Source organism: Chryseobacterium sp. T16E-39 (assembly GCF_002216065.1).
Taxonomy (GTDB): domain Bacteria; phylum Bacteroidota; class Bacteroidia; order Flavobacteriales; family Weeksellaceae; genus Chryseobacterium.
In genome coordinates, this window is sequence record NZ_CP022282.1 from 4,166,563 (window position 1) to 4,186,964 (window position 20,402).

At 35.5% G+C, this 20,402-nt stretch carries 22 protein-coding genes; 5 read left to right on the forward strand and 17 right to left on the reverse strand.

Annotation, left to right across the window (positions count from 1 at the left end; genetic code table 11):
• Nucleotides 1-23: 23 nt before the first annotated feature.
• From CEY12_RS18935 to CEY12_RS19000, 14 genes are all read right to left on the reverse strand, one after another.
• Nucleotides 24-1,523, reverse strand: coding sequence for a sodium:solute symporter (locus CEY12_RS18935; RefSeq protein WP_089029156.1), 1,500 nt, complete (start codon nt 1,521-1,523; stop codon nt 24-26).
• Nucleotides 1,524-1,632: 109 nt separating this feature from the next.
• Nucleotides 1,633-1,917 carry a GNAT family N-acetyltransferase gene (locus CEY12_RS18940; protein ID WP_172821049.1) on the reverse strand — a complete coding sequence of 95 codons (285 nt, stop codon included), beginning with the start codon at nt 1,915-1,917 and terminating at the stop codon, nt 1,633-1,635.
• Between the two features lies 1 nt (nt 1,918).
• A complete protein-coding gene (locus CEY12_RS18945; RefSeq protein WP_089029157.1) occupies nt 1,919-2,317 on the reverse strand; it encodes an OsmC family protein in 399 nt (132 codons plus the stop codon).
• Nucleotides 2,317-2,535 carry a (4Fe-4S)-binding protein gene (locus CEY12_RS18950; protein ID WP_089029158.1) on the reverse strand — a complete coding sequence of 73 codons (219 nt, stop codon included), beginning with the start codon at nt 2,533-2,535 and terminating at the stop codon, nt 2,317-2,319. The genes CEY12_RS18945 and CEY12_RS18950 overlap by 1 nt, the downstream gene beginning before the upstream one ends.
• A gap of 1 nt (nt 2,536) precedes the next feature.
• On the reverse strand, nt 2,537-3,115 hold the full coding sequence (locus CEY12_RS18955; protein ID WP_089029159.1) for a TMEM175 family protein: 579 nt from the start codon (nt 3,113-3,115) through the stop codon (nt 2,537-2,539).
• Nucleotides 3,115-3,648 carry an NADPH-dependent FMN reductase gene (locus tag CEY12_RS18960; protein ID WP_089029160.1) on the reverse strand — a complete coding sequence of 178 codons (534 nt, stop codon included), beginning with the start codon at nt 3,646-3,648 and terminating at the stop codon, nt 3,115-3,117. The genes CEY12_RS18955 and CEY12_RS18960 overlap by 1 nt, the downstream gene beginning before the upstream one ends.
• Nucleotides 3,649-3,681: 33 nt before the next feature.
• The gene (locus CEY12_RS18965) at nt 3,682-4,581 is read right to left on the reverse strand and encodes a pirin family protein (protein ID WP_089029161.1); all 900 of its coding nucleotides are present in this window, start codon (nt 4,579-4,581) and stop codon (nt 3,682-3,684) included.
• Nucleotides 4,582-4,643: 62 nt separating this feature from the next.
• Entirely contained in the window at nt 4,644-4,961 is a 318-nt protein-coding gene (locus CEY12_RS18970; protein ID WP_089029162.1) for a GNAT family N-acetyltransferase, read from the reverse strand.
• 112 nt (nt 4,962-5,073) lie between these two features.
• Nucleotides 5,074-5,949: a pirin family protein gene (locus CEY12_RS18975; RefSeq protein WP_089029163.1), complete on the reverse strand. Its 876-nt coding sequence runs from the start codon at nt 5,947-5,949 to the stop codon at nt 5,074-5,076.
• A 119-nt stretch (nt 5,950-6,068) separates the two neighbouring features.
• Complete coding sequence (locus tag CEY12_RS18980; RefSeq protein WP_089029164.1) at nt 6,069-7,469, reverse strand: MFS transporter; 1,401 nt, start codon at nt 7,467-7,469, stop codon at nt 6,069-6,071.
• 182 nt (nt 7,470-7,651) lie between these two features.
• Nucleotides 7,652-8,461 carry a hypothetical protein gene (locus CEY12_RS18985; RefSeq protein ID WP_089029165.1) on the reverse strand — a complete coding sequence of 270 codons (810 nt, stop codon included), beginning with the start codon at nt 8,459-8,461 and terminating at the stop codon, nt 7,652-7,654.
• Nucleotides 8,462-8,689: 228 nt separating this feature from the next.
• Complete coding sequence (gene asnB, locus CEY12_RS18990) at nt 8,690-10,363, reverse strand: asparagine synthase B (protein ID WP_089029166.1); 1,674 nt, start codon at nt 10,361-10,363, stop codon at nt 8,690-8,692.
• A 321-nt stretch (nt 10,364-10,684) separates the two neighbouring features.
• Nucleotides 10,685-12,349: a GLPGLI family protein gene (locus tag CEY12_RS18995; RefSeq protein WP_089029167.1), complete on the reverse strand. Its 1,665-nt coding sequence runs from the start codon at nt 12,347-12,349 to the stop codon at nt 10,685-10,687.
• A gap of 233 nt (nt 12,350-12,582) precedes the next feature.
• Nucleotides 12,583-13,788, reverse strand: a complete 1,206-nt coding sequence (locus tag CEY12_RS19000) for an RsmB/NOP family class I SAM-dependent RNA methyltransferase (RefSeq protein WP_089029168.1) — start codon at nt 13,786-13,788, stop codon at nt 12,583-12,585.
• A 295-nt stretch (nt 13,789-14,083) separates the two neighbouring features.
• On the opposite strand from CEY12_RS19000, the gene CEY12_RS19005 reads away from it, so the two are divergent.
• Nucleotides 14,084-14,428, forward strand: coding sequence for a zinc ribbon domain-containing protein YjdM (locus CEY12_RS19005; RefSeq protein ID WP_089029169.1), 345 nt, complete (start codon nt 14,084-14,086; stop codon nt 14,426-14,428).
• Between the two features lie 418 nt (nt 14,429-14,846).
• Here the strand turns inward: CEY12_RS19005 and CEY12_RS19015 are convergent, their stop codons facing one another.
• Entirely contained in the window at nt 14,847-15,782 is a 936-nt protein-coding gene (locus tag CEY12_RS19015; protein WP_089029171.1) for a sulfate/molybdate ABC transporter ATP-binding protein, read from the reverse strand.
• A gap of 75 nt (nt 15,783-15,857) precedes the next feature.
• On the opposite strand from CEY12_RS19015, the gene CEY12_RS19020 reads away from it, so the two are divergent.
• Together CEY12_RS19020 and pheS are read left to right on the forward strand one after the other, a co-directional pair.
• On the forward strand, nt 15,858-16,517 hold the full coding sequence (locus CEY12_RS19020) for a YceI family protein (RefSeq protein ID WP_089029172.1): 660 nt from the start codon (nt 15,858-15,860) through the stop codon (nt 16,515-16,517).
• A gap of 131 nt (nt 16,518-16,648) precedes the next feature.
• Entirely contained in the window at nt 16,649-17,659 is a 1,011-nt protein-coding gene (gene pheS, locus CEY12_RS19025) for a phenylalanine--tRNA ligase subunit alpha (protein ID WP_089029173.1), read from the forward strand.
• Nucleotides 17,660-17,723: 64 nt separating this feature from the next.
• Here pheS and CEY12_RS19030 read toward each other — a convergent pair whose 3' ends face one another.
• Nucleotides 17,724-18,494 carry a DUF3108 domain-containing protein gene (locus tag CEY12_RS19030; protein ID WP_089029174.1) on the reverse strand — a complete coding sequence of 257 codons (771 nt, stop codon included), beginning with the start codon at nt 18,492-18,494 and terminating at the stop codon, nt 17,724-17,726.
• 150 nt (nt 18,495-18,644) lie between these two features.
• On the opposite strand from CEY12_RS19030, the gene CEY12_RS19035 reads away from it, so the two are divergent.
• Together CEY12_RS19035 and CEY12_RS19040 are read left to right on the forward strand one after the other, a co-directional pair.
• Entirely contained in the window at nt 18,645-19,700 is a 1,056-nt protein-coding gene (locus tag CEY12_RS19035) for an NAD(P)/FAD-dependent oxidoreductase (RefSeq protein ID WP_089029175.1), read from the forward strand.
• 12 nt (nt 19,701-19,712) lie between these two features.
• Entirely contained in the window at nt 19,713-20,042 is a 330-nt protein-coding gene (locus CEY12_RS19040) for a 2Fe-2S iron-sulfur cluster-binding protein (RefSeq protein WP_089029176.1), read from the forward strand.
• An 81-nt stretch (nt 20,043-20,123) separates the two neighbouring features.
• Here the strand turns inward: CEY12_RS19040 and CEY12_RS22770 are convergent, their stop codons facing one another.
• Entirely contained in the window at nt 20,124-20,399 is a 276-nt protein-coding gene (locus CEY12_RS22770; protein ID WP_262484857.1) for a prolyl oligopeptidase family serine peptidase, read from the reverse strand.
• Nucleotides 20,400-20,402: the final 3 nt, after the last annotated feature.

A 20,402-nucleotide genomic window follows, 5' to 3' on the forward strand; every position in this document is an offset into this window, starting at 1 on the left:
TTTTGTTTTTGATGTGAGTTAAATTATTTCTTTCTGATCAGCCATAATCCGAGGAATGTCAGCAATCCATTGATGATTAATAATTCCAAACCTATTTTGAAATTCCCGAAAATAGTTGCCTGATATTTATCGATGAAATAAGATATGATGGGTGCTGCAATACAGACGTAAGGAACAAGTTTGTCTTCAACTTTATATTTTGTAAAAATACCAAAAGCGAAAAGCCCCAAAAGTGGTCCATAAGTAAATCCTGCAAGTTTTAAGATCAAACCAATCATGGAATTGTCATTAATCATTTTAAAAATAACGACCATGACAAGGAAGGAAAATGCTACGATAAGATGTATGTTTTTACGGAATTTTTCCTTCTTCTGTTCCGTCCAATCCTTCTTTTCTTTCATCCCAAAAATATCGATGCATAAAGAAGAAGTAAGGGCTGTCATAGCTCCATCTGCACTTGGGAATAATGCCGAAATTAATGCGATAATGAATATGATGGAGATAAAGCCCGGCATGTGATTCAGTGCGACTTCAGGAAAGATTTTATCTCCAAAAATATCCTTACCATTCAGAAGAAATTCTTTTTTAGGAATTCCATCCTGGATGATTTCGGTAAGGTGTCCTCCCTGGCTTTCTCCAAACAGATACAGAAGTCCTCCCATATAAAGGAATAATGAAATTACCCCCAACAAGATGAATCCAAGGGTAACCATATTCTTCTGGGAATCTTTAAGTTTAGTCACGGAAAGACTTTTTTGCATCATTTCCTGATCAATTCCGGTCATTGTAATGGTAATAAATGCCCCTGCAAGAATCTGTTTTACAAAAAAACCGGGAGAATTAAAATCCATTTCAAATATCTTGGTATAGCCTTTATCACTCATTGCTGTTAAGCTTTGCCCTACGCTTAAATCTAAATGATTCAGCATGTAGACTGTACAAATGATCAACCCTAAAAGCATACATGACGTTTGTAAAGTATCTGTCCATACAATAGTTTTCACCCCTCCTTCGTATGTGTAAAGGATAATCATGGCAAGAATAATCAAAGTGGTAACAATAAACGGAACGCCTAAACTGTCCAATATGGTAACCTGCAGGATATTGACCACCAAGTATAATCTGGCTGTTGCACCTACTAATCTAGAAACGATGAATATCCATGCTCCTGATTTATAGGACAGCTGACCCATCCTCTGTTGAAGATAGCCGTAGATAGAGGTAAGTTTAAGGCGGTAATAGAGCGGCAGTAAAACGTATGCAACAGTAATATAACCAATAAGGTAACCCAGAGTAATTTGTAAATAGGAAAAGCTGTCTTTTCCAACTGCTCCGGGAACACTTACAAAAGTTACGCCTGAAAGGGAAGTCCCAATCATTCCAAAAGCAACAAGCATCCAATTACTTTTTCTGTTTCCGATAAAGAAACTTTCATTATCACTTCCTTTACCTGTTTTATAAGCTACCCAAAGAAGCAGTGCGAAGTATACAACGATAATGGACAATAATATAATTGGAGACATATTTTCTGTAATTAAAATTTTACAAATATAGTTTTTTTATGTTCTGATAAAAAAGAAAAACCTTTCAGGATAGATCCCTGAAAGGTTTGTAAAATATATTTTTCATTGGCTAGACTACGACGTCCTGCAGATCTTCGTTTTTCTGGAAAGTAGCTTTCGCAAAAGGACAAAGGGCAATTATTTTTTTGCCTTGCTTTCTTGCGAAATCTACCGCCGCTAAAACCATTTCCTTACCAACGCCTTTGCCGTTGTAATCTTCTTCTACTTCTGTGTGATCAATAATGAATCTTTCTTCTCCAGCCCAGGTATAGGTCATAAGTCCTGCGCGGTTTCCGTCTATGAAAGCCTCAAAACTTCCGTGTTTTTCGTCGTTGTTTTGTTTTACCTCTATCATATTATGAGAATTTGGTTAGTATTTCTATATCGTTAGTTAGTATTTTATGTATCGGACAGGCATCAGCAATCGTATGAAGCCTTTTCAACTGTTCTTCATCCAGATTAGTTCCTTCAAAGCTAATGTTTCTTTGAAAGACAGCCCTTTTGGTAAGCGGATAGTTTTCAAGATCAACTTCTACATTGATTTTCTCCACATCCCATTCTTTTCGGTCAATATACATTCTTAAAGTAGCAGCGGTACAGCTTGCCAGTGAAGTAGCCAGAATTTCAAAAGGGTTAAAACCCTTATTTTGTCCACCTTTATCAATGGGTTCGTCTGTAATGATCGTGTTTTCGCCGGCTATTACTTCCGTATAATATTTTGTTTTTCCTAAACTTGCTTTTACGGTTACGCCCATTATTTTTCAGTATTGAATTTGTAACTTAATGCTCCTGAAGGGCATTGTTCTATTTGATCTATAAGTTCCTGTGTAGTTGCATTTTCTACTTTTATCCAAGGTCGGTCTTTTGGATTGTAAACTTTAGGCAACAGTTTTACACACATGGTGGAATGGATACATTTTTTCGGCATCCATATCACTGCGAGATCGCCGTTGTTATATTCGTGTGTTTCCATATTATTCTTCTTTTAGTAATTTTTCGATTCTTCTGTCCGGAATCAGCCATATAAGAGCAACAATGTAATAAAAACAGATAGCAATATAAGGATAAAAAAATGAAGTGGCTATTCCGGTTACGTAGAATAAAATTGAAATATATTCTTTAAATTTAGAATGTATTGCTTCTTTTAACTTTGAATTTTCTCCTTCACACCGGACAATTAAATTTTCCATGATCGTATATGCTATAGCGCACATGATCAATCCGATGCCATAAGCAGCAACCGGATTTTTAGCAAAGTGTGTATTGCCAATCCATTCTGTTGCAATAGGCATTAGTGAAAGCCAGAAAAGCAGATGTAAATTGGCCCAAAGTATGGTTCCGTTAATCTTTTTTGCAGCCTGAAACAGATGATGGTGATTATTCCAGTAAATTCCTACATAAATAAAGCTGAAGATATAGGCTAAAAGCTTCGGTATGATAGGTTTCAGACTCGCCCAGCTATCACCTTCCGGTACCTTAAGTTCGAGTACCATAATGGTAATGATAATAGCGAGTACGCCATCACTGAATGCTTCCAGTCTTCCCTTAGTCATCAGTTTTTAATCTGGTTTTTGAAATTTTCAATTTTCTCAGTCAGCTCTTTAAGCATGTCAGGATTGATGACACCACTTTCCAGATCAAAGTTTTCATAAAACTTAGGTAATGAAAAGGTATCTTTAATATCTGCTGCAAATTGCGGGAAGAAGGTTTTTGCGGTATTCATTACATTTCCGCCTCCATAGCCACCAGGGGAAGTGCTCATCAGAAACATGGGCTTGTTCTGGAAAACCTTAACGTTGATTCTTGAGGCCCAATCAAAAACATTTTTAAATGCAGAGCTGTATGATCTGTTGTGTTCTGCAAGGGAACATACAATAACATCACAGTCTTCGATTCTTTGCAAAAACTGATGTGCCTCATCCGGGAAACCTTTTTTCTCCAGATCTACAGAGAAAACGGGCATGGTATAATCATTAAGATCAATTAAATTGATTTCTTCATTTTGAAAATCTTTCAAAACAAACTTTACCAGTTCTCTGTTGATGGAGGTGGAAGAAGTACTTCCTGCAAATGCTAATATTTTCATGGGTTGCTTTAAATTATTGGCTCTGATCCTTACTTATTTTCTATTCAGGACTGCTTTTGGAAGTGGAACAAATTCCTTTTCATCTCCAGGGACCAAAGGAAATGCATCATGGTTCTGATCATTCCAGTTCACTTTTGCCTGGTCTATTAATTCCTTATCCGAATTTACAAAATTCCAAAATATAAACCGTTCATCTTCAAAAGGTTCACCTCCGAAAAGATACACGGTAGCATTTTCGCTCATTTCGAATTCGCAAAGTTTAGTGTCCTTAGCTATTAACAATTGTTTTGAACCATAAGTATTTCCTTCAATATTTACTGTTCCGTCCAAAACATACATGGCAGCTTCACCATATAGATCTTTTCCAATACTTATTTTCTGAGCTGTTTTAGTTTTAATTTCAATGAAAAATAACTTGCTGTGAACGGGAACCGGAGATTTCTTTCCGAAGGCTTCTCCTGCAATGAGTTTATAATGAATTTCACCATCTTCCCAAACCGGGAGCTCATCTGCTTCTGTGTGATGAAAAGTAGGCTCACTCTGTTCCAGATGCTTTGGAAGCCCCACCCAGATCTGAAAGCCATGCAATCTTTTATCTGTATCTCTTAAATATTCAGGAGTTCTTTCAGAATGAACAACACCTTTTCCTGCAGTCATCCAGTTAACAGCTCCGGGTTTTATTTCCATTGCACTTCCAATGCTGTCACGATGGAAAATAGATCCTTCAAGCAAATACGTTAATGTTGATAGTCCGATATGAGGATGCGGGGGAACGTCAAGATTTTGATAATCTTTTAACTCTGAAGGTCCCATGTGATCAATAAATACAAAGGGGCCAACTGCTCTTTTTTCACGGAAAGGTAAAAGTCTTCCGACTAAGAAATTTCCTATATCTGCAGCTTTCTCTTCTATAATAAGTCCAATATTTGACATAAATAATGTGTTCTTTTAGGATTGATGTTCTTTAATTAAATTTTTTATTGTTTTTTCAGATATTAAAGCTGGTCATATCTTTCAAACTCTTTGTCAACGATACGTTTCCATTCAGGGTGTTTTTTGATGTAAGCAAAAACATAGGGGCAGAATGGAAGTAATTTTTTGGTGCTGTCTTCAATATAACTTAATGTTTTCTCTACAACTGCCACGGCGGCTCCGGTTCCTGCTAATTCTGGTTCCGTTTCAGTGTGAACTAAAATGATCTGATTTTCTGTTTCGCGATAATCAATAAATGCGAAGTGCCCGTTCACTTCTATTTCAAATCTGTTCTTGGATTCGTTTTTTACAACGGGAATATTTTCAAACTCTGGCTTCATCGTCTAAATTTTGGGTTCTACTTTAAAAAGTATAATGTTAAAGGTAATAAAAAGCAATAATTAAATAACCTGCTACAGATTAAGATTATTTAATTATTGCTTAACAGTTGATTTAATCTTCTAAATATCCAAACTTTCCGGTATTGAAATCCTCGAAAGCCTGCATGATCTCTTCTCTGTTATTCATTACAAAAGGGCCGTGAGGAAATATCGGTTCATTGATAGGTTCTCCACTGATGATCAATACAATTGCATCTTCACTCGCCTCAATAACGAATGCTTCCCCATGATTTTCAAATAACACCAAATGATCCGTTTTTGCTTTTTCATTTCCGTTTACGATAATGCTTCCCTCAATCACAAGAGCTGCAGTATTGTAGTTGGCAGGAAAATGAAATTCGGCTTTTCCACCAGTTTTTAATTTGGCATTCATCATATGTACAGGAGTGAAAGTAGAGGCAGGACCTGTATTTCCATTATATTCTCCTGCGATCACTTCGATCAATCCATTTTCGCCAAGGTCTACTATCTTCATATCAGAACTTTTAATAGCCTGATATTTTGGTTTACTCATTTTATCTTTAGCGGGTAGGTTGACCCAAAGCTGTACCATCTGAAAAATTCCTCCGGTTTTAGACCATTCTCTTTCATGGTATTCTTTATGGAGAACTCCTCTTGCTGCGGTCATCCATTGAACATCTCCCTGTCCGATCACACCCCCTCCGCCTGAGCTGTCGTGGTGTTCCACTTTCCCCTGGTAAGCTATTGTTACGGTTTCAAAACCTCGATGTGGGTGTACACCTACACCTCTTGGTATTTCTGATCCGTTGAAATGAAATTTTGAATTATAGTCGAGCATAATGAAAGGATCCATTCTTTTCATATCCAATCCTGATGCTCCTGGTATAAAGTTGTGCACTCTAAAGCCATCACCTACAAAATGAGCAGGTTTTGGTGATACCACCATTTCTACTTTTTTAGTTGTCATCATAATGTTGATTTTTTATATGAACAAAAATAGAGCAGATTAAGATCAATTGCATTGACCTGTGATAAGTTCGGACGAGGGTAAGTGGTGTTAAGTATTAATTACTGAATATAAATAAGTTACTCTTTAGATTGCATATTTTTTCCATCTGAAATATGAAGTCTTCTGAAAACTAAACCTGATAATATTGTCAGGATACCAACTGTGAGGAATGTGTAACGGAATGCATTATGTATTTCTCCTTTGATGAGGTCTGTGCTTTCAAATATTTTTAATACAATAAGACCAAAAGCAATCCCAAAACCTATCGCAAGCTGTTGATTGACGGATATCAGAGAATTTCCACTACTGGTCTGGAAGTTTCGTAAGTCAGCGATGGAAATCGTATTCATCGAGGTAAATTGAATGGAATTGAAAAATCCTAAAACAGCAATGATCGGAATAAACCAAAATAAGGAAGTATGAATGTTCGGAATAGCAAGCAGGCAGATCAATGTTCCGATAATAAAGGTGTTGACCATTAATGTCTGGCGGTAACCGAATTTATCTAAAATTTTGATAACTGAAGATTTGCCAAATATGGCTGTTAATGCCATTGGTGCAACAATCCAACCCGAAGTAACTGCAGATTGTTTGTAGGCAATTTGTATCATTAAGGGAAGTAATAGAGGTACGGCACTTATCCCCAGCCGGGTGGCAAGGTTTCCAACAATTCCGACACGGAAAGTTCTAACCTGAAATAAATTTAATGGAAAAATAGGATTTCCACCTCTTTTTGCGTGTCTATAGTAATAATAAAGAAACAAAAATCCCAGAATGAAAACCAAAAGCACGGGAGTCGTATTTTGCAGATCTCCGAAAAGCTCCAGTGAAATAGAAAGCAGAAGTGAGGCTGCAGCGAAAATCATAAATCCTTTTAAATCAAAATCTACATCACTTGATTTGTAGTTGGGCATAAATTTAATCCCCAAAATAATTCCAAGGATTCCAATAGGAATATTAATAAGAAATATCCAGTGCCAGGAGAGGTAATCTACCATATAACCTCCTACGAGAGGCCCCAATACAGGTCCGATAAGTGCGGGGATAATGGCAAAATTCATTGCTTTTAATAATTCATTTTTATCAAAAGTTTTAATTAATGCTAATTTTCCAACCGGAGTCATTAAACTTCCTCCAACTCCCTGGATCACTCGTGAAATAACGAGATGGGTAAGATTTTGGGATAATGCACAAAATAAAGAACCCAAACTAAAAAGGACCAGCGAAAAAATAAAAACTCTCTTTGTTCCAAATCGGTCAGCCAAAAAACCACTTGCAGGCATAAAAACAGCTAATGTTAAAACATAACTGATAATCGCATTCTGCATATTGAGAGGTGATTCTTTAAGATCTTTTGCTATGGAAGGCAGGGAGGTGTTTAGAATCGTTGAATCCAGCATCTGCATGAAAATAGCGGTAGCAAGAATCAGGGGAAGGATTTTCTTAATTGACGTTATGGATGAATTGGTCTCAGACATTTTATAGCAGCTAGGATCTTTATACAACTGAATCCATTAATAATAAGTATATGATAACTTCCGGTTGATTTGAAGGGGGACAGGAAAATTTATATATTAAAATTGAATAGAATCTGTTCTTTAGATAAAGAAATATCTATAAAATTAAAAAAGTCCTGTGAGATTTCACAGGACTTTTTCATTTATTTTCTGGTTTTTTCTACTCCTTTCCATTCATCCCCGGCTTTTCGGTACTGGCTTAGAATAAAAGTTTTGAAATCTGTGGTCTTATATTCAATGTTATCAGTGTTTTGTTCAAAAGGCATAATGTAATAAAAATCAACATCTGTTTTATCTGTCTTATTTCCTTTTTTTACAGAAGGAACATATTTTGAAAACTTGTAGTTGGGAAGGTATTGTTTTAAAGAAGCATAGAATTTCTTGTCATCCTCTTTTGGAATAATATCTACAATATTAAAATCATCCTTTTTCTTATCTATCCAAAGGTAGTAGGTAACCTCTTCCTGAGTTTTTCTGTTTAAAGAATTGAAGGCAAATAATTCTTTTGGTACCAGTTCTTTGATTTTTTCAGGATCTACTTTTGTAAAATATTCACCTTGAGAAGGATCTACATACGTTTCAAGATTGTACATTAATACTGCATTGTTTTCGAAATTTTTATTTTTGAAATACTGATTTAAAGATAATTCTGCAGTTTCTCTTAATTCTTTACCTCTTGCATCTAATTTTTTTGTTGGATTCTGAGGATTTACTTTCTTTACAAACTCATATAAAACAACTGGTTTTATATCCTTAAGGTGTGGATATGTTTTTAATTGTTCAGCTTTTGCTAACCAGTAATATTGTTGATAGTAGTTTTCTTTTTCGTTATCCTTTACAGTCTTATAAGTTAAGGCAAGTTTTTTTGAGTTAAGGTATTTACCAAATTTCCCTTGGCCGAAAGCAAAATTTATGGATAATAAAGCAAAAAAGATAGTAATGATTCTTCTCATTTTATAAAATTGATTTTTTCGTTTTCCAAATATAATTATTTATTAGATACTATTTTTGATTGTCGGTTAAAATCTGCTGATATTATTGCTGTTTATTCAAAAGAAAATCCTGTATTGCTACAGGATTAATAAATTTTTAAATTTAGATGGCCAATCGGGGAGCTGAGAATTAGACCTGAATATTGTATTTTGACGATTAAAAAATCAAATGAGGGAGTCTTAATTTATTTATTCCCTATAAGAAGTTTCGTGTACTTTTACAGCTCTGCCGCTTGGGTCGTTCATCTTTTTAAATGCTTCATCCCATTCCAGGGCAATAGGCGTTGAACATGCTACTGATGGGACCGAAGGAACCGTTGCCGCTGCTGTTTCACTTGGAAAATGTTCTTCAAAAATAGTACGGTATCGGTATTCTTCTTTGTTTTGTGGGGTATTCAGCGGGAATCTGAATTTTGCATTGACCATCATTTCATCTGTGACCTCTTTTTCAGCAACCTCTCGTAAAGTGTCGATCCATGAATATCCAACACCATCTGAAAACTGTTCTTTTTGTCTCCAGACAATAGATTCCGGAAGGAGGTCTTCAAATGCTTTTCTAAGGATCCATTTTTCAATTTTCCCCTCGACAGTGTTGATCATCTTATCTTTTGGGTTTATCGTCATGGCTATATCCATGAACTCTTTATCCAGAAAAGGAACACGACCTTCAATTCCCCAGCTCATTAATGCTTTGTTGGCTCTTAAACAATCGTAAAGATGGAGTTTTCCTAATTTCCTTACGGTTTCATCATGGAATTCTTTTGCATTAGGTGCTTTATGGAAATATAGATATCCGCCAAACAACTCGTCAGAACCTTCTCCGGACAGTACCATTTTAATTCCCATAGATTTAATCACTCTGGCTAGGAGATACATAGGAGTGGAAGCTCGTACGGTTGTTACATCATACGTTTCAAGATGGTAAATGACATCACGGATAGCATCCAATCCTTCCTGAACCGTAAAGTTAACCTCATGGTGAACTGATCCAATGTGGTCAGCTGCTTTTTTAGCGGCTACAAGATCAGGTGAACCTACTAAACCTACTGCAAAGCTATGTAATCTGGGATACCATGCTTCCTGGGTATCGCCACTTTCGATTCTCTGTCTGGCGTATTTTGCTGTGATGGCCGAAATTACTGAAGAATCTAAACCTCCAGATAATAATACACCATAAGGAACATCACTCATCAACTGCCTGTGGACAGCCTCTTCCAGACCTTGTCTGATCTTTTTAATGTCGCTTTCGTTATCTTTTACATCGTTAAATTCTGTCCAGTCTCTTGTGTACCACTGTTGGAGTTCATTTCCTTCTATGCTGTAGATCAGGTGGCCGGGCAGAAAGGGTTCTATTGTTTTACATACCCCTTCCAGAGCTTTTAGTTCAGAAGCAACATAGTAGTTTCCATTTCTGTCCCACCCTTGATAAAGAGGGCAGATTCCCATATGATCGCGGGCGATAAGGTAAACATCATTTTTGATGTCATAGAGTGAGAAGGCAAAAATACCATTTAGTTTTTCAAGAAAATCTTTTCCGTACTTTTCATAAAGGGCCAGTATAACTTCGCAATCTGATTGCGTTTGAAACTCATAATCGGGAAATTCTTCTTTTAATTCTCTATGATTATAGATTTCTCCATTTACAGCCAAAACGATATTTCCATCTTTGGAAAATAATGGCTGCTTTCCTGAAGTAGGATCTACAATGGCAAGTCTTTCATGGGAGAATACTACTTTCTCATTTTGAAAAACACCGCTCCAGTCCGGACCTCTATGACGGATTTTTTTTGACATTTCTAAGACCTGCGGTCTTAATATTTCGGTTTTTTGTTTTGCATCAAACAAACATACGATTCCACACATTTTTTATCATTTATTTAGAAGCAAAAGTAGAATTGTAATTTAAAAAAGAAAACATAAATTAGATATAAGTTAATATTTTTAATCAATTAGTTTTATTTGGTTAAAAATATTAATTATTTCAAATGATAAGCGTGATTTTGATTGATATTTTTCACAAGAAAAAATAGTGGTGAATTACATACGAAATTAAAATGGGATATTTATTAATATATGGTAATTAATTATATGAATTTTTACTTTTACTTTGTGGCTCGAAATAATTTTTTTTCATCATTTGTGTTTTTACCTTCTTGTGATTAATATCACGAGAAGGTTTTGTTTTTATTGAATCCCTAATAAAACTCCCGAAACGTTCCATGAACTGAAACTCGTCCCTTCGGTAGGTCCCTGAGGAATTTTTATCTGAATGGTATGTTTACCTGCTTTTAGATCTCCCAAAGGAATAAATTCAGGATTGGTGACTGTTCCCGGGCACCAGTTCGATCTGCTTAAATCTGACGATGAAAGTCCGTCTGGAAAATTTCCTGAAGCAGGGTTGTACAGTCTATAGGATCCGCAGTCAGTCCTCCAGGGTATAAAAGAGAATGTCATTTTTCCATCCAGGAATATAGAGTTTAGTTTTGGTACAAATTCATCTCCATTTTCCCATCCGCCATGACCTGTTGTAATATATCTTAATTGTGCATTTTTCACCTCTTTTTTCAGGGTGAATTCCACTAAAAGTCCTTTGTCTTTATCAAACATGGTAGAGTAGTCCTGGCCTGCCATTTCCATAATATTTACAGAATTGAATAGGGGAAGAGCAATATTATTTTTATTAATGGTCTGATCACTTTTATGAAGAGTGATTTCAAGGCTCACTTTATGTCCGCCCTTGTCATAGTTGCCTATAAAAGTGCCGATCCAGAGCTCCTTTTCTGATAAAGAGGGTTTAAGATCCGTAATATCCTGACGGAACGGGCTGATTGTTTGCCAGTCTTTTCCTTTTAGCTGGATATGATTAAACTTCTGAATCCCAAAGGCCGTAAAAAAACGCATCATTTCAATACTGGGATCGTAGTTTTCAGTAGAAGTGATGCCATAGTATTGTTTTCCATTTCCATTTTCATAAACCGGAAGTGTCTTTGCTCCTTTTTCCAGGCCATCAAAAAAAGATTGAGACTTATCCTGTGGAATGAAAAATACAGTTCCTGTCCTGTCATAAGCATCTCCATTGGATTGTTGTTTTAATTCAACGAAAATGTTTTCACCATCTGATATCTTAGGGAATTTTACTTTTTTTAGAATGATGGTTCCATTGGCAAATCTCCTTATTTTTTCATCTGATTTTGATTCATCCGAAAAATTAATCGTTTCATTTTCAAAGATTTTCAATGTTGTAAATCTGCTTTTCCACAGAAGGTCTTTATATCCTAGAATATCAGTATCCTGGATAGCTCCTTTTATGATATTCTCAATATTTGTTTTTTTTACTTTTTTAATAGAAGTTGCAGTAATCAATGAATTTTTATTTCTTTCGGTTTCTAAAACCAGTCCTAAGTTTTGTCCCAATGTTGAGGGACCACCACTTATTTTCAGATCATTGGTATACCACACCTCAATGGTGTTGGAATTTATTTTAGTGATCGCTTTTTTACAAGTGTAGCCCAGTATTTTTTTAGTTTCATTGGTCAGTTCAAAAGTCTGTTTGCTTACCGATTCTTTGTCCGATGTAGAAATAGTTTCACCGGGATTTAAAAAAGCGTAAGAAACAACTGTATTGGATGGTTTTTCCACTTGGGTGATCTCAAACGGAAAATTACTTTTTTGTTCTCTGATTGAGTTATTGAGTATGAAGTTTTCTTTTTCATTCACCCAGATAAAAGTAGGTGATTGTTCGGTCTGTATTTTTCCATTATAAGAGCTTGTGTATTGGATTTCGTAGGTCTGCGCATACGTAATACAAAACAGGAAAGAAAAGAAACCGAATAAAATTCTTTTATACATAGAGATCGTGGTTTATCACAAAGATAGATTTTAGTGTCAATATCTACCTGTTAATAAAAAAAAAGACTTTGTCTGAATATGTGTCACAGAATAGTGAGAATGTTACAGGAAAACAAAAATATTTTTTAATGAAAAAACTTTTCTCTTAAAAATATTCTGAAATTAAGGATTGATTTAAAAAAAACTACTCCAGCAGGTGGAGTAGTTTTTATAATTTATATTAGGATGTACCTTTAAGCCAGTCTTTCAATCAAAGCCATATAGAATCCGTCGTAACCTTCGCTAGGCATTACTTTTTCATCTTTAATCAGTTTGAAGTCAGGATTGTTTTTAAGAAATTCCTTAACCTGTCCTGTATTTTCTGATGGTAAAATAGAACATGTAGCATATACCATTTTTCCACCTTTTTTTACTATTTTGGAATAATCCTGAAGGATTTGTTGTTGTTCGATTTTAATTCTGTCAATGAAGTCCTGGTCAATTTTCCATTTGCTGTCCGGATTTCTTTTTAGAACTCCTAAACCTGAACATGGAGCATCGATCAGAAGTCTGTCAGCTTTTTCATGAAGACGTTTGATTACTTTATTATCAGAGATCATACGGGTTTCAATATTGTGTGCTCCCGCTCTTTTTGCGCGACGCTTCAATTCGGCCAGCTTCCATTCAAAAATGTCCAACGCGATGATTTGTCCTTTATTTTCCATTAAAGCAGCAAGGTGAAGTGTTTTTCCACCAGCTCCGGCACAGGCATCAACGACACGCTGTCCTTCTTTTACATCAAGAAAGTATCCTATTTTTTGTGAAGAAGCGTCCTGTACTTCAAACAATCCTTCTTTGAAAGCAGTAGTTAAGAAAACATTCTTTTTTTCTTCCAATTGTACAGCGTCCTGATAATTTCTTACCGTAAAAGAAACTACACCTTCGTCAGATAAATCTGAAATCAGTTCTTTTGGTGTTGTTTTTAGAGAATTTGCTCTTAAAACAGTTGGAGCCTGCTCGTTTAAAGCTCTCATTTCTTTTTCCCAGCCAGAACCTAATTCTTTTTCCAGAGTTTCAGCTAACCATTCGGGAATAGAATGTTCAATCGCTTTAGTTGGAACGGTATCTTTTTTCAGCTTAGTAATAATATCAGCGATCTTTATCCCTTCGAATTCTTCAAATCTTTTGTAATTTGTTTTACTCCAAAGTAAATAGGCAATAATGAGTTTGTAAATGTTGTTAGGCTTTACACCTTCTCCCATATAGTATTCCAAACGTTTCTTCCAACGGATGATATTATAAAAAATCTCAGAAACGACAGCTCTGTCCTGACTTCCCCATTTTCTATGTGCCTTCAAAAGTCTTTCAATTACTTTATCGGCGTATTTGTTTTTTTCAAAAAATGTTTCCTGTAGGGCATCGTGAATTCCGATTGCTAAGTTTCTGTGAATAAGTTCCATAATTGCTTCTCCTGTTTTCAATCTGCAAAAGTACAAATTATAGTGGAGAGATGAAAATGGGAGTTGAAAATGGAAAGTTGAAAGTTGAAAATGGAAAGTGGAGAGGATGATGGATAAGCAGTGATGGACATAGGACAAAGAATATAAACATAGAATAAAGAATAATGAGAAATAATAAATTTCGCAACATTCTTTCCACTTTTCCACTTTCACTTTTCCATTTTCAACTTTCCACTTTTAATTTCCCTCTTGATTCCATCATTCAAAAAGCCCTACCTTTGTAAAAAAATAAGATATGAGTGATGTTGTTCTTTGTCCAAAGTGTGGTTCTGAATTTACTTATCCCAGTGATAATATGACGGTTTGTTCTCAGTGTTTCTATGAATGGAATGCTGAAGAAGCGGCTTCAGAATCTGCCAATGCAGGGAAAATATTTGATTCCAATGGAAATGAATTGCAGGACGGTGATTCCGTAGTAGTGATTAAAGATCTACCGGTAAAAGGGGCTCCAAAACCAGTAAAGGCGGGGACTAAAGTAAAAAATATACGCTTAAGACCTGATAGTGATCACAATATCGACTGTAAGATTGACGGTTTTGGATCAATGGCTCTGAAATCAGAGTTTGTAAAGAAAGCGTAGAAAAATTTTGATTATATATATTATGAATGCGTCTTAAGACGCATTTTTTATTTACAGAGCATAAAAAAAGGAAAAGATTGGACAGTGTAATCTTTCAAAGACTAGATTGCAGGAATCTGCTAATGTTTGTCCTGGAGGCAGAAAGAGAATTAACCAAAAGTTTCCTTATGCTGTGGAAACACAAATGTAAGGAAAAGTTTTCAGAGCGAATTTAAGGGATGGGGAATTTTATCCACAAATTAACAATAAGTGTCATAAAATGTGTTAATTAAGAGGAGGGTGAAAAGGCAAAATGGCTGAAAAGCGAAACTGCTAATTTGTAAAACTGTAAAATTGGTTGTTGTTGAACGATTCATTGGCAAATTAACGATTCTGCAATTTTGCGATTTTGCCTTTCAGCCATTTTACATTTTACCCATTAACCAAAAGTGATCCTAACAGGGTTTTCCAGCTTATCACTACTATAAACAATAAGCTCCCTATTGTTAGCATTGATTTTATTCCAATAGTGGTTTCCGGCAAATCTGCTTTCGAGTACTTCAGCATCAAAACCACTTTCAGAAACTTTTATTTCATGGGGGTAATAAGAGAATTTAGGAATGCCAAAATCTTTCATTTCATTTTCAGTGAAAATATTGACCTCTCCAAAAAGTTTGGCAACGTAAGCATTATAAGGATCTTTATAGGTTTCTTCAGGACTTGTATTCTGAATTAATCTTCCGTTTTGGAGAATTACAATCTGATCCACCCAAGGCATAATATCCTGAAGTTCGTGGGTAGAAATAATTAAAGAAATTTTGTGTTGTTTTACATATCTGAAGAGCCTTTCACGAAGTTCTATTTTTCTGGGAAAATCGATGTTGCTGAAAGGTTCATCCAGGATAAGGAGTTTAGGCAGAACCGAAAGGGCTCTTGCAATAGCAACTCTCTGCTGTTGGCCTCCACTGAGGTTTTTTGGGAAAACCTGAGCATATTCTTCCAGTCCTACTACTTCCAGTAGCTCAGTTACGATTTCGCTTTTCTTAGACAGGTTAATATTTGAAATAAACTTTCCTACGTTATCAGCAACTGTAGAATAGGGCATAAGATCGAAATTCTGAGCGACAAATTTCATTTCAGGCTCTCCGGGAACAAGATTTCCTTTTGGCCCTAAAAGCGGGATATTGTCAAAGATGATCTCTCCTTTTTCCCAATCTAAAAGTCCATAAATTAAATTGAGTAATGTAGATTTCCCACATCCGCTTTCGCCTGCCAATGCTATGATTTTACCTTCTTCAAATCTCATATTGAGGTTTTGAAACAGGGGCTGATCTTTACGATGGGAAAAATATAAATTGTTTATCTCTAATAGCATAGTACAAATGTAGTATTTTTATAAAAGAATTATTTTTTTTATTATCTTAGCGAACGTAATAAATAAATATCAAAGATGAGAAAAAAACTGTTTTATTTCGTTATCCCTGCCGTTTTTGCTACCGCTGTGGTTGTTTCTTGTAAAAAAGATAAACCGCTTACAAGTGAGAGTAATGACGTTGCAACAACAAAAGATGGTGCCCAATATGTATTGGATACTTTAAATAGTAAAATAGAATGGAAAGGATATAAGGTTTTTAAATCTGAAAGTACAAGCCACTTTGGAACAATTAAGTTTGAAAGTGGTGATCTTACGGTTAAAGATGGAAAACTTGAAAGTGGAAAATTCGTTGCTGATATGAATTCTCTGACGTCAGTAGACTTGAAAGATGATGCTGATCAGTTAGGAAAACTAAACGGACATTTGAAGAGCGGTGATTTTTTTGAAGTTGAAAAATTCCCAACAGCTTCTTATGAGATCACTAAAGTAACACCAGCTGCTGAAGGTGATTATAATACTTTGTTAGATGGTAACCTGACGATCAAAGGAATTACAAAACCTCTTCAGCTTAAGGCTAATGTTTCTGTAAAAGAAGGAGAGATCAGCGTGGCAACTGAGCCAAAAGATATTAAAAGAGAAGAGTTTGGGGTGAAATTCCAGGCTCCTGCTGAAAACGGGGTCATTAAAGATGAGGTAACTCTTCAGATCAACGTTAAAGCTTTAGAAAAGAAATAATTTTTTTATTTAAGTGAAATAAGTGATTGAAGTCTGCCTCTGAATAAGGGGCAGATTTTTTTATGATAAAATAAGAAAGTTTTTAAACTGAAAAATCGTATTTTTGCAAAACATTTTGAAAGGGTAAAATAATGATAGAAAAGATAGAAGAACTACTCATTGAAGTAAACAGCTTCAATACTACATCTAAAGAGGAAATCGAAAATTTCCGAATCAAGTATAATGGTAAAAAGGGAGTTCTAAACGATTTTTACGAAACATTAAAAGAAGTTCCTAATGATCAGAAGAAAGAATTCGGGCAAAAGGTTAATTCTTTAAAGCAGGCTATTGCTGTAAAATTAGAAGACTTGAAAAGTGCTTCTGCATCTTCTATTATAGTAGAAAAAGATGATCTTACAAAACCTGCTTTTCCCTTGGAGCTTGGATCAAGACATCCTATCAACCTTGTAAAGAACAGAATTATTGAGATTTTTAAATCCATTGGATTTGCTGTAGCAGATGGACCTGAAATTGAAGATGACTGGCATAACTTTACAGCACTTAATCTTCCAGAATATCATCCGGCAAGAGATATGCAGGATACTTTCTTTATTGAACAGAATCCGGATATTCTATTGAGAACTCATACTTCTTCTGTACAGATCCGATACATGGAAGAAAACCAACCGCCAATTAGAATTTTATCTCCTGGAAGAGTTTTCAGAAATGAGGCAATTTCTTCACGTTCTCACTGTATTTTCCATCAGATAGAAGGATTGTATATTGACGAGAATGTGAGCTTTGCAGATTTAAAGCAAACAATCCAGTTCTTCACTACTGAGCTTTTTGGAAAATCTAAAATCAGAATGAGACCTTCATTCTTCCCTTTCACTGAGCCAAGTGCTGAGATTGATGTGTATTGGGGATTAAATTCTGAAACAGATTACAGAATCACGAAAGGTACAGGATGGCTGGAAATTATGGGATGTGGAATGGTAGACCCTGCCGTACTAAAAAATGTAAATATCGATTCTGAAAAATATTCAGGATATGCATTCGGAATGGGAATTGAAAGAATCACAATGCTTCTTTACCAGATGAGTGATATCAGAATGTTCTTTGAAAATGATATCAGAACTTTAGAACAGTTTAAAACTTTATAATATAAAAAGCCTCCGGTTAAATCGGAGGCTTTTTTTTATTTTCTAATCCTATTTTCTCGATTTTTTACTTAGAAAATTTTAAAGGATACTTTACATTTTTAAAATCATCAATACTTGCTTTTAAAGAACCTACTGCCAGTTCTGCTTTCAATAGCATAGGAACGTGATTAGCGTCATTGGAAACCCACATAGTCACGCCTTCTTTTTCTTTAAATACTCTTCCACTAATTACTGATGGGATTATTTTTAAGCAGTTAATGACTCCGAATTTTGTCTTAAGATTTTCTGTTCCTACCACCTTCAGCTGAAAAGGAAACATTTCATCATCAATCCATACATTCATGTTAATTACGGTTCCTACTTTTAATTCACTCTGGCTTTGACTTCTTAGGTAATAAAAACAGGAAAGCATATCCTGTACTCCTTTTACTGATTTGATTATTTTAGAACCATTGGCAGGAGTTTTCTTATCTGTTAGGATGAGGGTGTTATTATCATGGTTGAAGACCGTTTCAAAATGTTGACGGTAGCTTCCTTCTTTTACATTTCGTACATAAAAACTAGGAAGGCCTGTTTCTGTATTGATAAAGCTTTCATACAAATCATCTACCTTGAAAAAAGCTTTAACAGCACCTGAAGTTTGCCCTGTTCCCTTTACATAAAGATGTGGAATACCTTTGTAAGTAGTTTTTTGCGTTGTTAATGTTGCGTTTCCAGCAGTTAAAATTCCGTAATGGATTCTAAAAGTAATGGATTCACCATCTGCAATGTTATCGATCTGGGCAAAACCTAGATAGAATGCGAATAACGCAATAATAGTAAGGATTTTCTTCATGTTATGGTTTTTACAAAAACGCTGCCAAAATTTAAAAAATTCTGTTTTTCCCGTTATTTGATAAATCTCAGGTTTTTATTTAGACTCAATTAAATCAGCTTCGCGTTAAAATTAGTAAATTTGCAGTTATATGTAAAATTAAATTTTGTTATGATTACTACCGATATATTGATTATAGGAGCCGGACCCACTGGACTTTTTGCAGTATTTGAAGCAGGTTTGCTTAAAATGAAATGTCATATTATAGATGCTCTTCCTCAGCCAGGAGGGCAGCTTGCTGAACTTTATCCTAAAAAACCTATTTTCGATATTCCGGGTTACCCTTCGGTAAATGCTGGAGAATTGGTAGATAATTTAATGGAACAGATCAAGCAGTTTCAGCCAGGATTTACATTGGGTGAGACGGCGGTTTCTTATACCAAAGTAGATGACGAATGGTTTGAAGTGATTACAAACAAAGGAACAGTACACAGAGCTAAAGCAATTGCTATTGCTGGAGGTTTAGGGACTTTCGAGCCTAGAAAGCCTGCGATGGATAATATTGCTGACTATGAAGAAAAAGGTCTGGAATATTTCATCAAGGAGCCTGAACATTTCAGAAATAAAAAAGTAGTGATTGCCGGTGGTGGTGATTCTGCATTGGACTGGAGTATTTTCTTGTCAAATGTAGCCAGTGAGGTTACTTTAATCCACAGAAGAAATGAGTTCAGAGGTGCTTTGGATTCTGTAGAAAAAGTACAGGATCTTAAGAATGAAGGTAAAATAAAATTGATCACTCCGGCTGAAGTTACAGCAATCAAGGGTGATGGAAAGGTTGAAGCGATTACGATTGTAAAAGATGGAGAAGAAGCTTATGATCTTGAAACTGATTATTTTATTCCATTATTCGGACTGACACCGAAATTAGGAGAGATTGCTAACTGGGGATTGAATATTGAGAAAAATGCTATTGTTGTAAACAATGCTTTAGACTATCAGACCAATCTTGAAGGGATTTATGCAATTGGGGATATCAATACCTATCCGGGAAAATTGAAATTGATCCTATGTGGTTTCCATGAGGCGACACTGATGTGCCAAAGTGTTTACAACAGACTGAATCCAGGTAAAAAATACGTTTTAAAATATACCACCGTAAGTGGAGTAGATGGTTTTGACGGAAGCCGAAAAGAAGCAGAGAAGGCAGTTGTGAAAAAAATTGACTAATTTTGCAAAATTATGTCAGATATCAATATAAAAATCACCGATAGGGAGGGGGTCGCTCATGATGTTGTAGCGCCAACGGATATGTCCATGAACTTAATGGAAATTATCCGTTCCTATGAATTAGCAGAAGAAGGAACAATTGGTGTTTGTGGAGGAATGGCGATGTGTGCTTCTTGCCAGGTATACGTGATCAATGATCCGGGACTGGTAGAAATGGGAGATGAAGAAGATGCAATGCTTGCAGAAGCTTTCCATGTGAAAGAGAACAGCAGACTGGGATGCCAGCTGCATATGGTGGAAGAAATGGAAGGACTTGAAGTGGAGATTGCTCCGTACCCTTAAGAAATTTTTTAATCTAAAATAATAAAACTCACGAAAATTTTTCGTGAGTTTTTATTTTCAATATCGCTAAAAATACGGTTGCTATTTTGTGGGCTGGAACTTTGGATGCCCTATCTGCCATAAGGCGAAAGCATACATATTGGAATACTCACGGAAGGTAACATCAAGATCTCCGGTAAAATGTCCATTTTCATAATTTACATCAAACAATACCGGTTTGCCGGAAGTTGTACTGTTTTGTAATGCTGCTGCAAATTTAGCAGGCATCCACGGTACAATTCTCGAATCATTCATACCCGTACGCACTAAAACAGCCTGATATTTTACTCCTTTTTTTACTTTTGTCTGAGCATCCATTTC

Excerpts from the sequence above, each read along its gene's own strand:
- CEY12_RS18965 (WP_089029161.1), bottom strand. The coding sequence starts at position 4,581 with ATGTCAAATATTGGACTTATTATAGAAGAGAAAGCTGCAGATATAGGA.
- CEY12_RS18980 (WP_089029164.1), bottom strand. The coding sequence starts at position 7,469 with ATGTCTGAGACCAATTCATCCATAACGTCAATTAAGAAAATCCTTCCC.
- CEY12_RS18945 (WP_089029157.1), bottom strand. The coding sequence starts at position 2,317 with ATGGGCGTAACCGTAAAAGCAAGTTTAGGAAAAACAAAATATTATACG.
- CEY12_RS19040 (WP_089029176.1), top strand. The coding sequence starts at position 19,713 with ATGTCAGATATCAATATAAAAATCACCGATAGGGAGGGGGTCGCTCAT.
- pheS (WP_089029173.1), top strand. The coding sequence starts at position 16,649 with ATGATAGAAAAGATAGAAGAACTACTCATTGAAGTAAACAGCTTCAAT.
- CEY12_RS19030 (WP_089029174.1), bottom strand. The coding sequence starts at position 18,494 with ATGAAGAAAATCCTTACTATTATTGCGTTATTCGCATTCTATCTAGGT.
- CEY12_RS18975 (WP_089029163.1), bottom strand. The coding sequence starts at position 5,949 with ATGACAACTAAAAAAGTAGAAATGGTGGTATCACCAAAACCTGCTCAT.
- CEY12_RS18960 (WP_089029160.1), bottom strand. The coding sequence starts at position 3,648 with ATGAAAATATTAGCATTTGCAGGAAGTACTTCTTCCACCTCCATCAAC.
- CEY12_RS18940 (WP_172821049.1), bottom strand. The coding sequence starts at position 1,917 with ATGATAGAGGTAAAACAAAACAACGACGAAAAACACGGAAGTTTTGAG.
- CEY12_RS18935 (WP_089029156.1), bottom strand. The coding sequence starts at position 1,523 with ATGTCTCCAATTATATTATTGTCCATTATCGTTGTATACTTCGCACTG.
- asnB (WP_089029166.1), bottom strand. The coding sequence starts at position 10,363 with ATGTGTGGAATCGTATGTTTGTTTGATGCAAAACAAAAAACCGAAATA.
- CEY12_RS18970 (WP_089029162.1), bottom strand. The coding sequence starts at position 4,961 with ATGAAGCCAGAGTTTGAAAATATTCCCGTTGTAAAAAACGAATCCAAG.
- CEY12_RS18985 (WP_089029165.1), bottom strand. The coding sequence starts at position 8,461 with ATGAGAAGAATCATTACTATCTTTTTTGCTTTATTATCCATAAATTTT.
- CEY12_RS18950 (WP_089029158.1), bottom strand. The coding sequence starts at position 2,535 with ATGGAAACACACGAATATAACAACGGCGATCTCGCAGTGATATGGATG.
- CEY12_RS19015 (WP_089029171.1), bottom strand. The coding sequence starts at position 15,782 with ATGCTATTAGAGATAAACAATTTATATTTTTCCCATCGTAAAGATCAG.
- CEY12_RS19005 (WP_089029169.1), top strand. The coding sequence starts at position 14,084 with ATGAGTGATGTTGTTCTTTGTCCAAAGTGTGGTTCTGAATTTACTTAT.
- CEY12_RS19035 (WP_089029175.1), top strand. The coding sequence starts at position 18,645 with ATGATTACTACCGATATATTGATTATAGGAGCCGGACCCACTGGACTT.
- CEY12_RS18955 (WP_089029159.1), bottom strand. The coding sequence starts at position 3,115 with ATGACTAAGGGAAGACTGGAAGCATTCAGTGATGGCGTACTCGCTATT.
- CEY12_RS19020 (WP_089029172.1), top strand. The coding sequence starts at position 15,858 with ATGAGAAAAAAACTGTTTTATTTCGTTATCCCTGCCGTTTTTGCTACC.
- CEY12_RS18995 (WP_089029167.1), bottom strand. The coding sequence starts at position 12,349 with ATGTATAAAAGAATTTTATTCGGTTTCTTTTCTTTCCTGTTTTGTATT.
- CEY12_RS19000 (WP_089029168.1), bottom strand. The coding sequence starts at position 13,788 with ATGGAACTTATTCACAGAAACTTAGCAATCGGAATTCACGATGCCCTA.
- CEY12_RS22770 (WP_262484857.1), bottom strand. The coding sequence starts at position 20,399 with ATGGATGCTCAGACAAAAGTAAAAAAAGGAGTAAAATATCAGGCTGTT.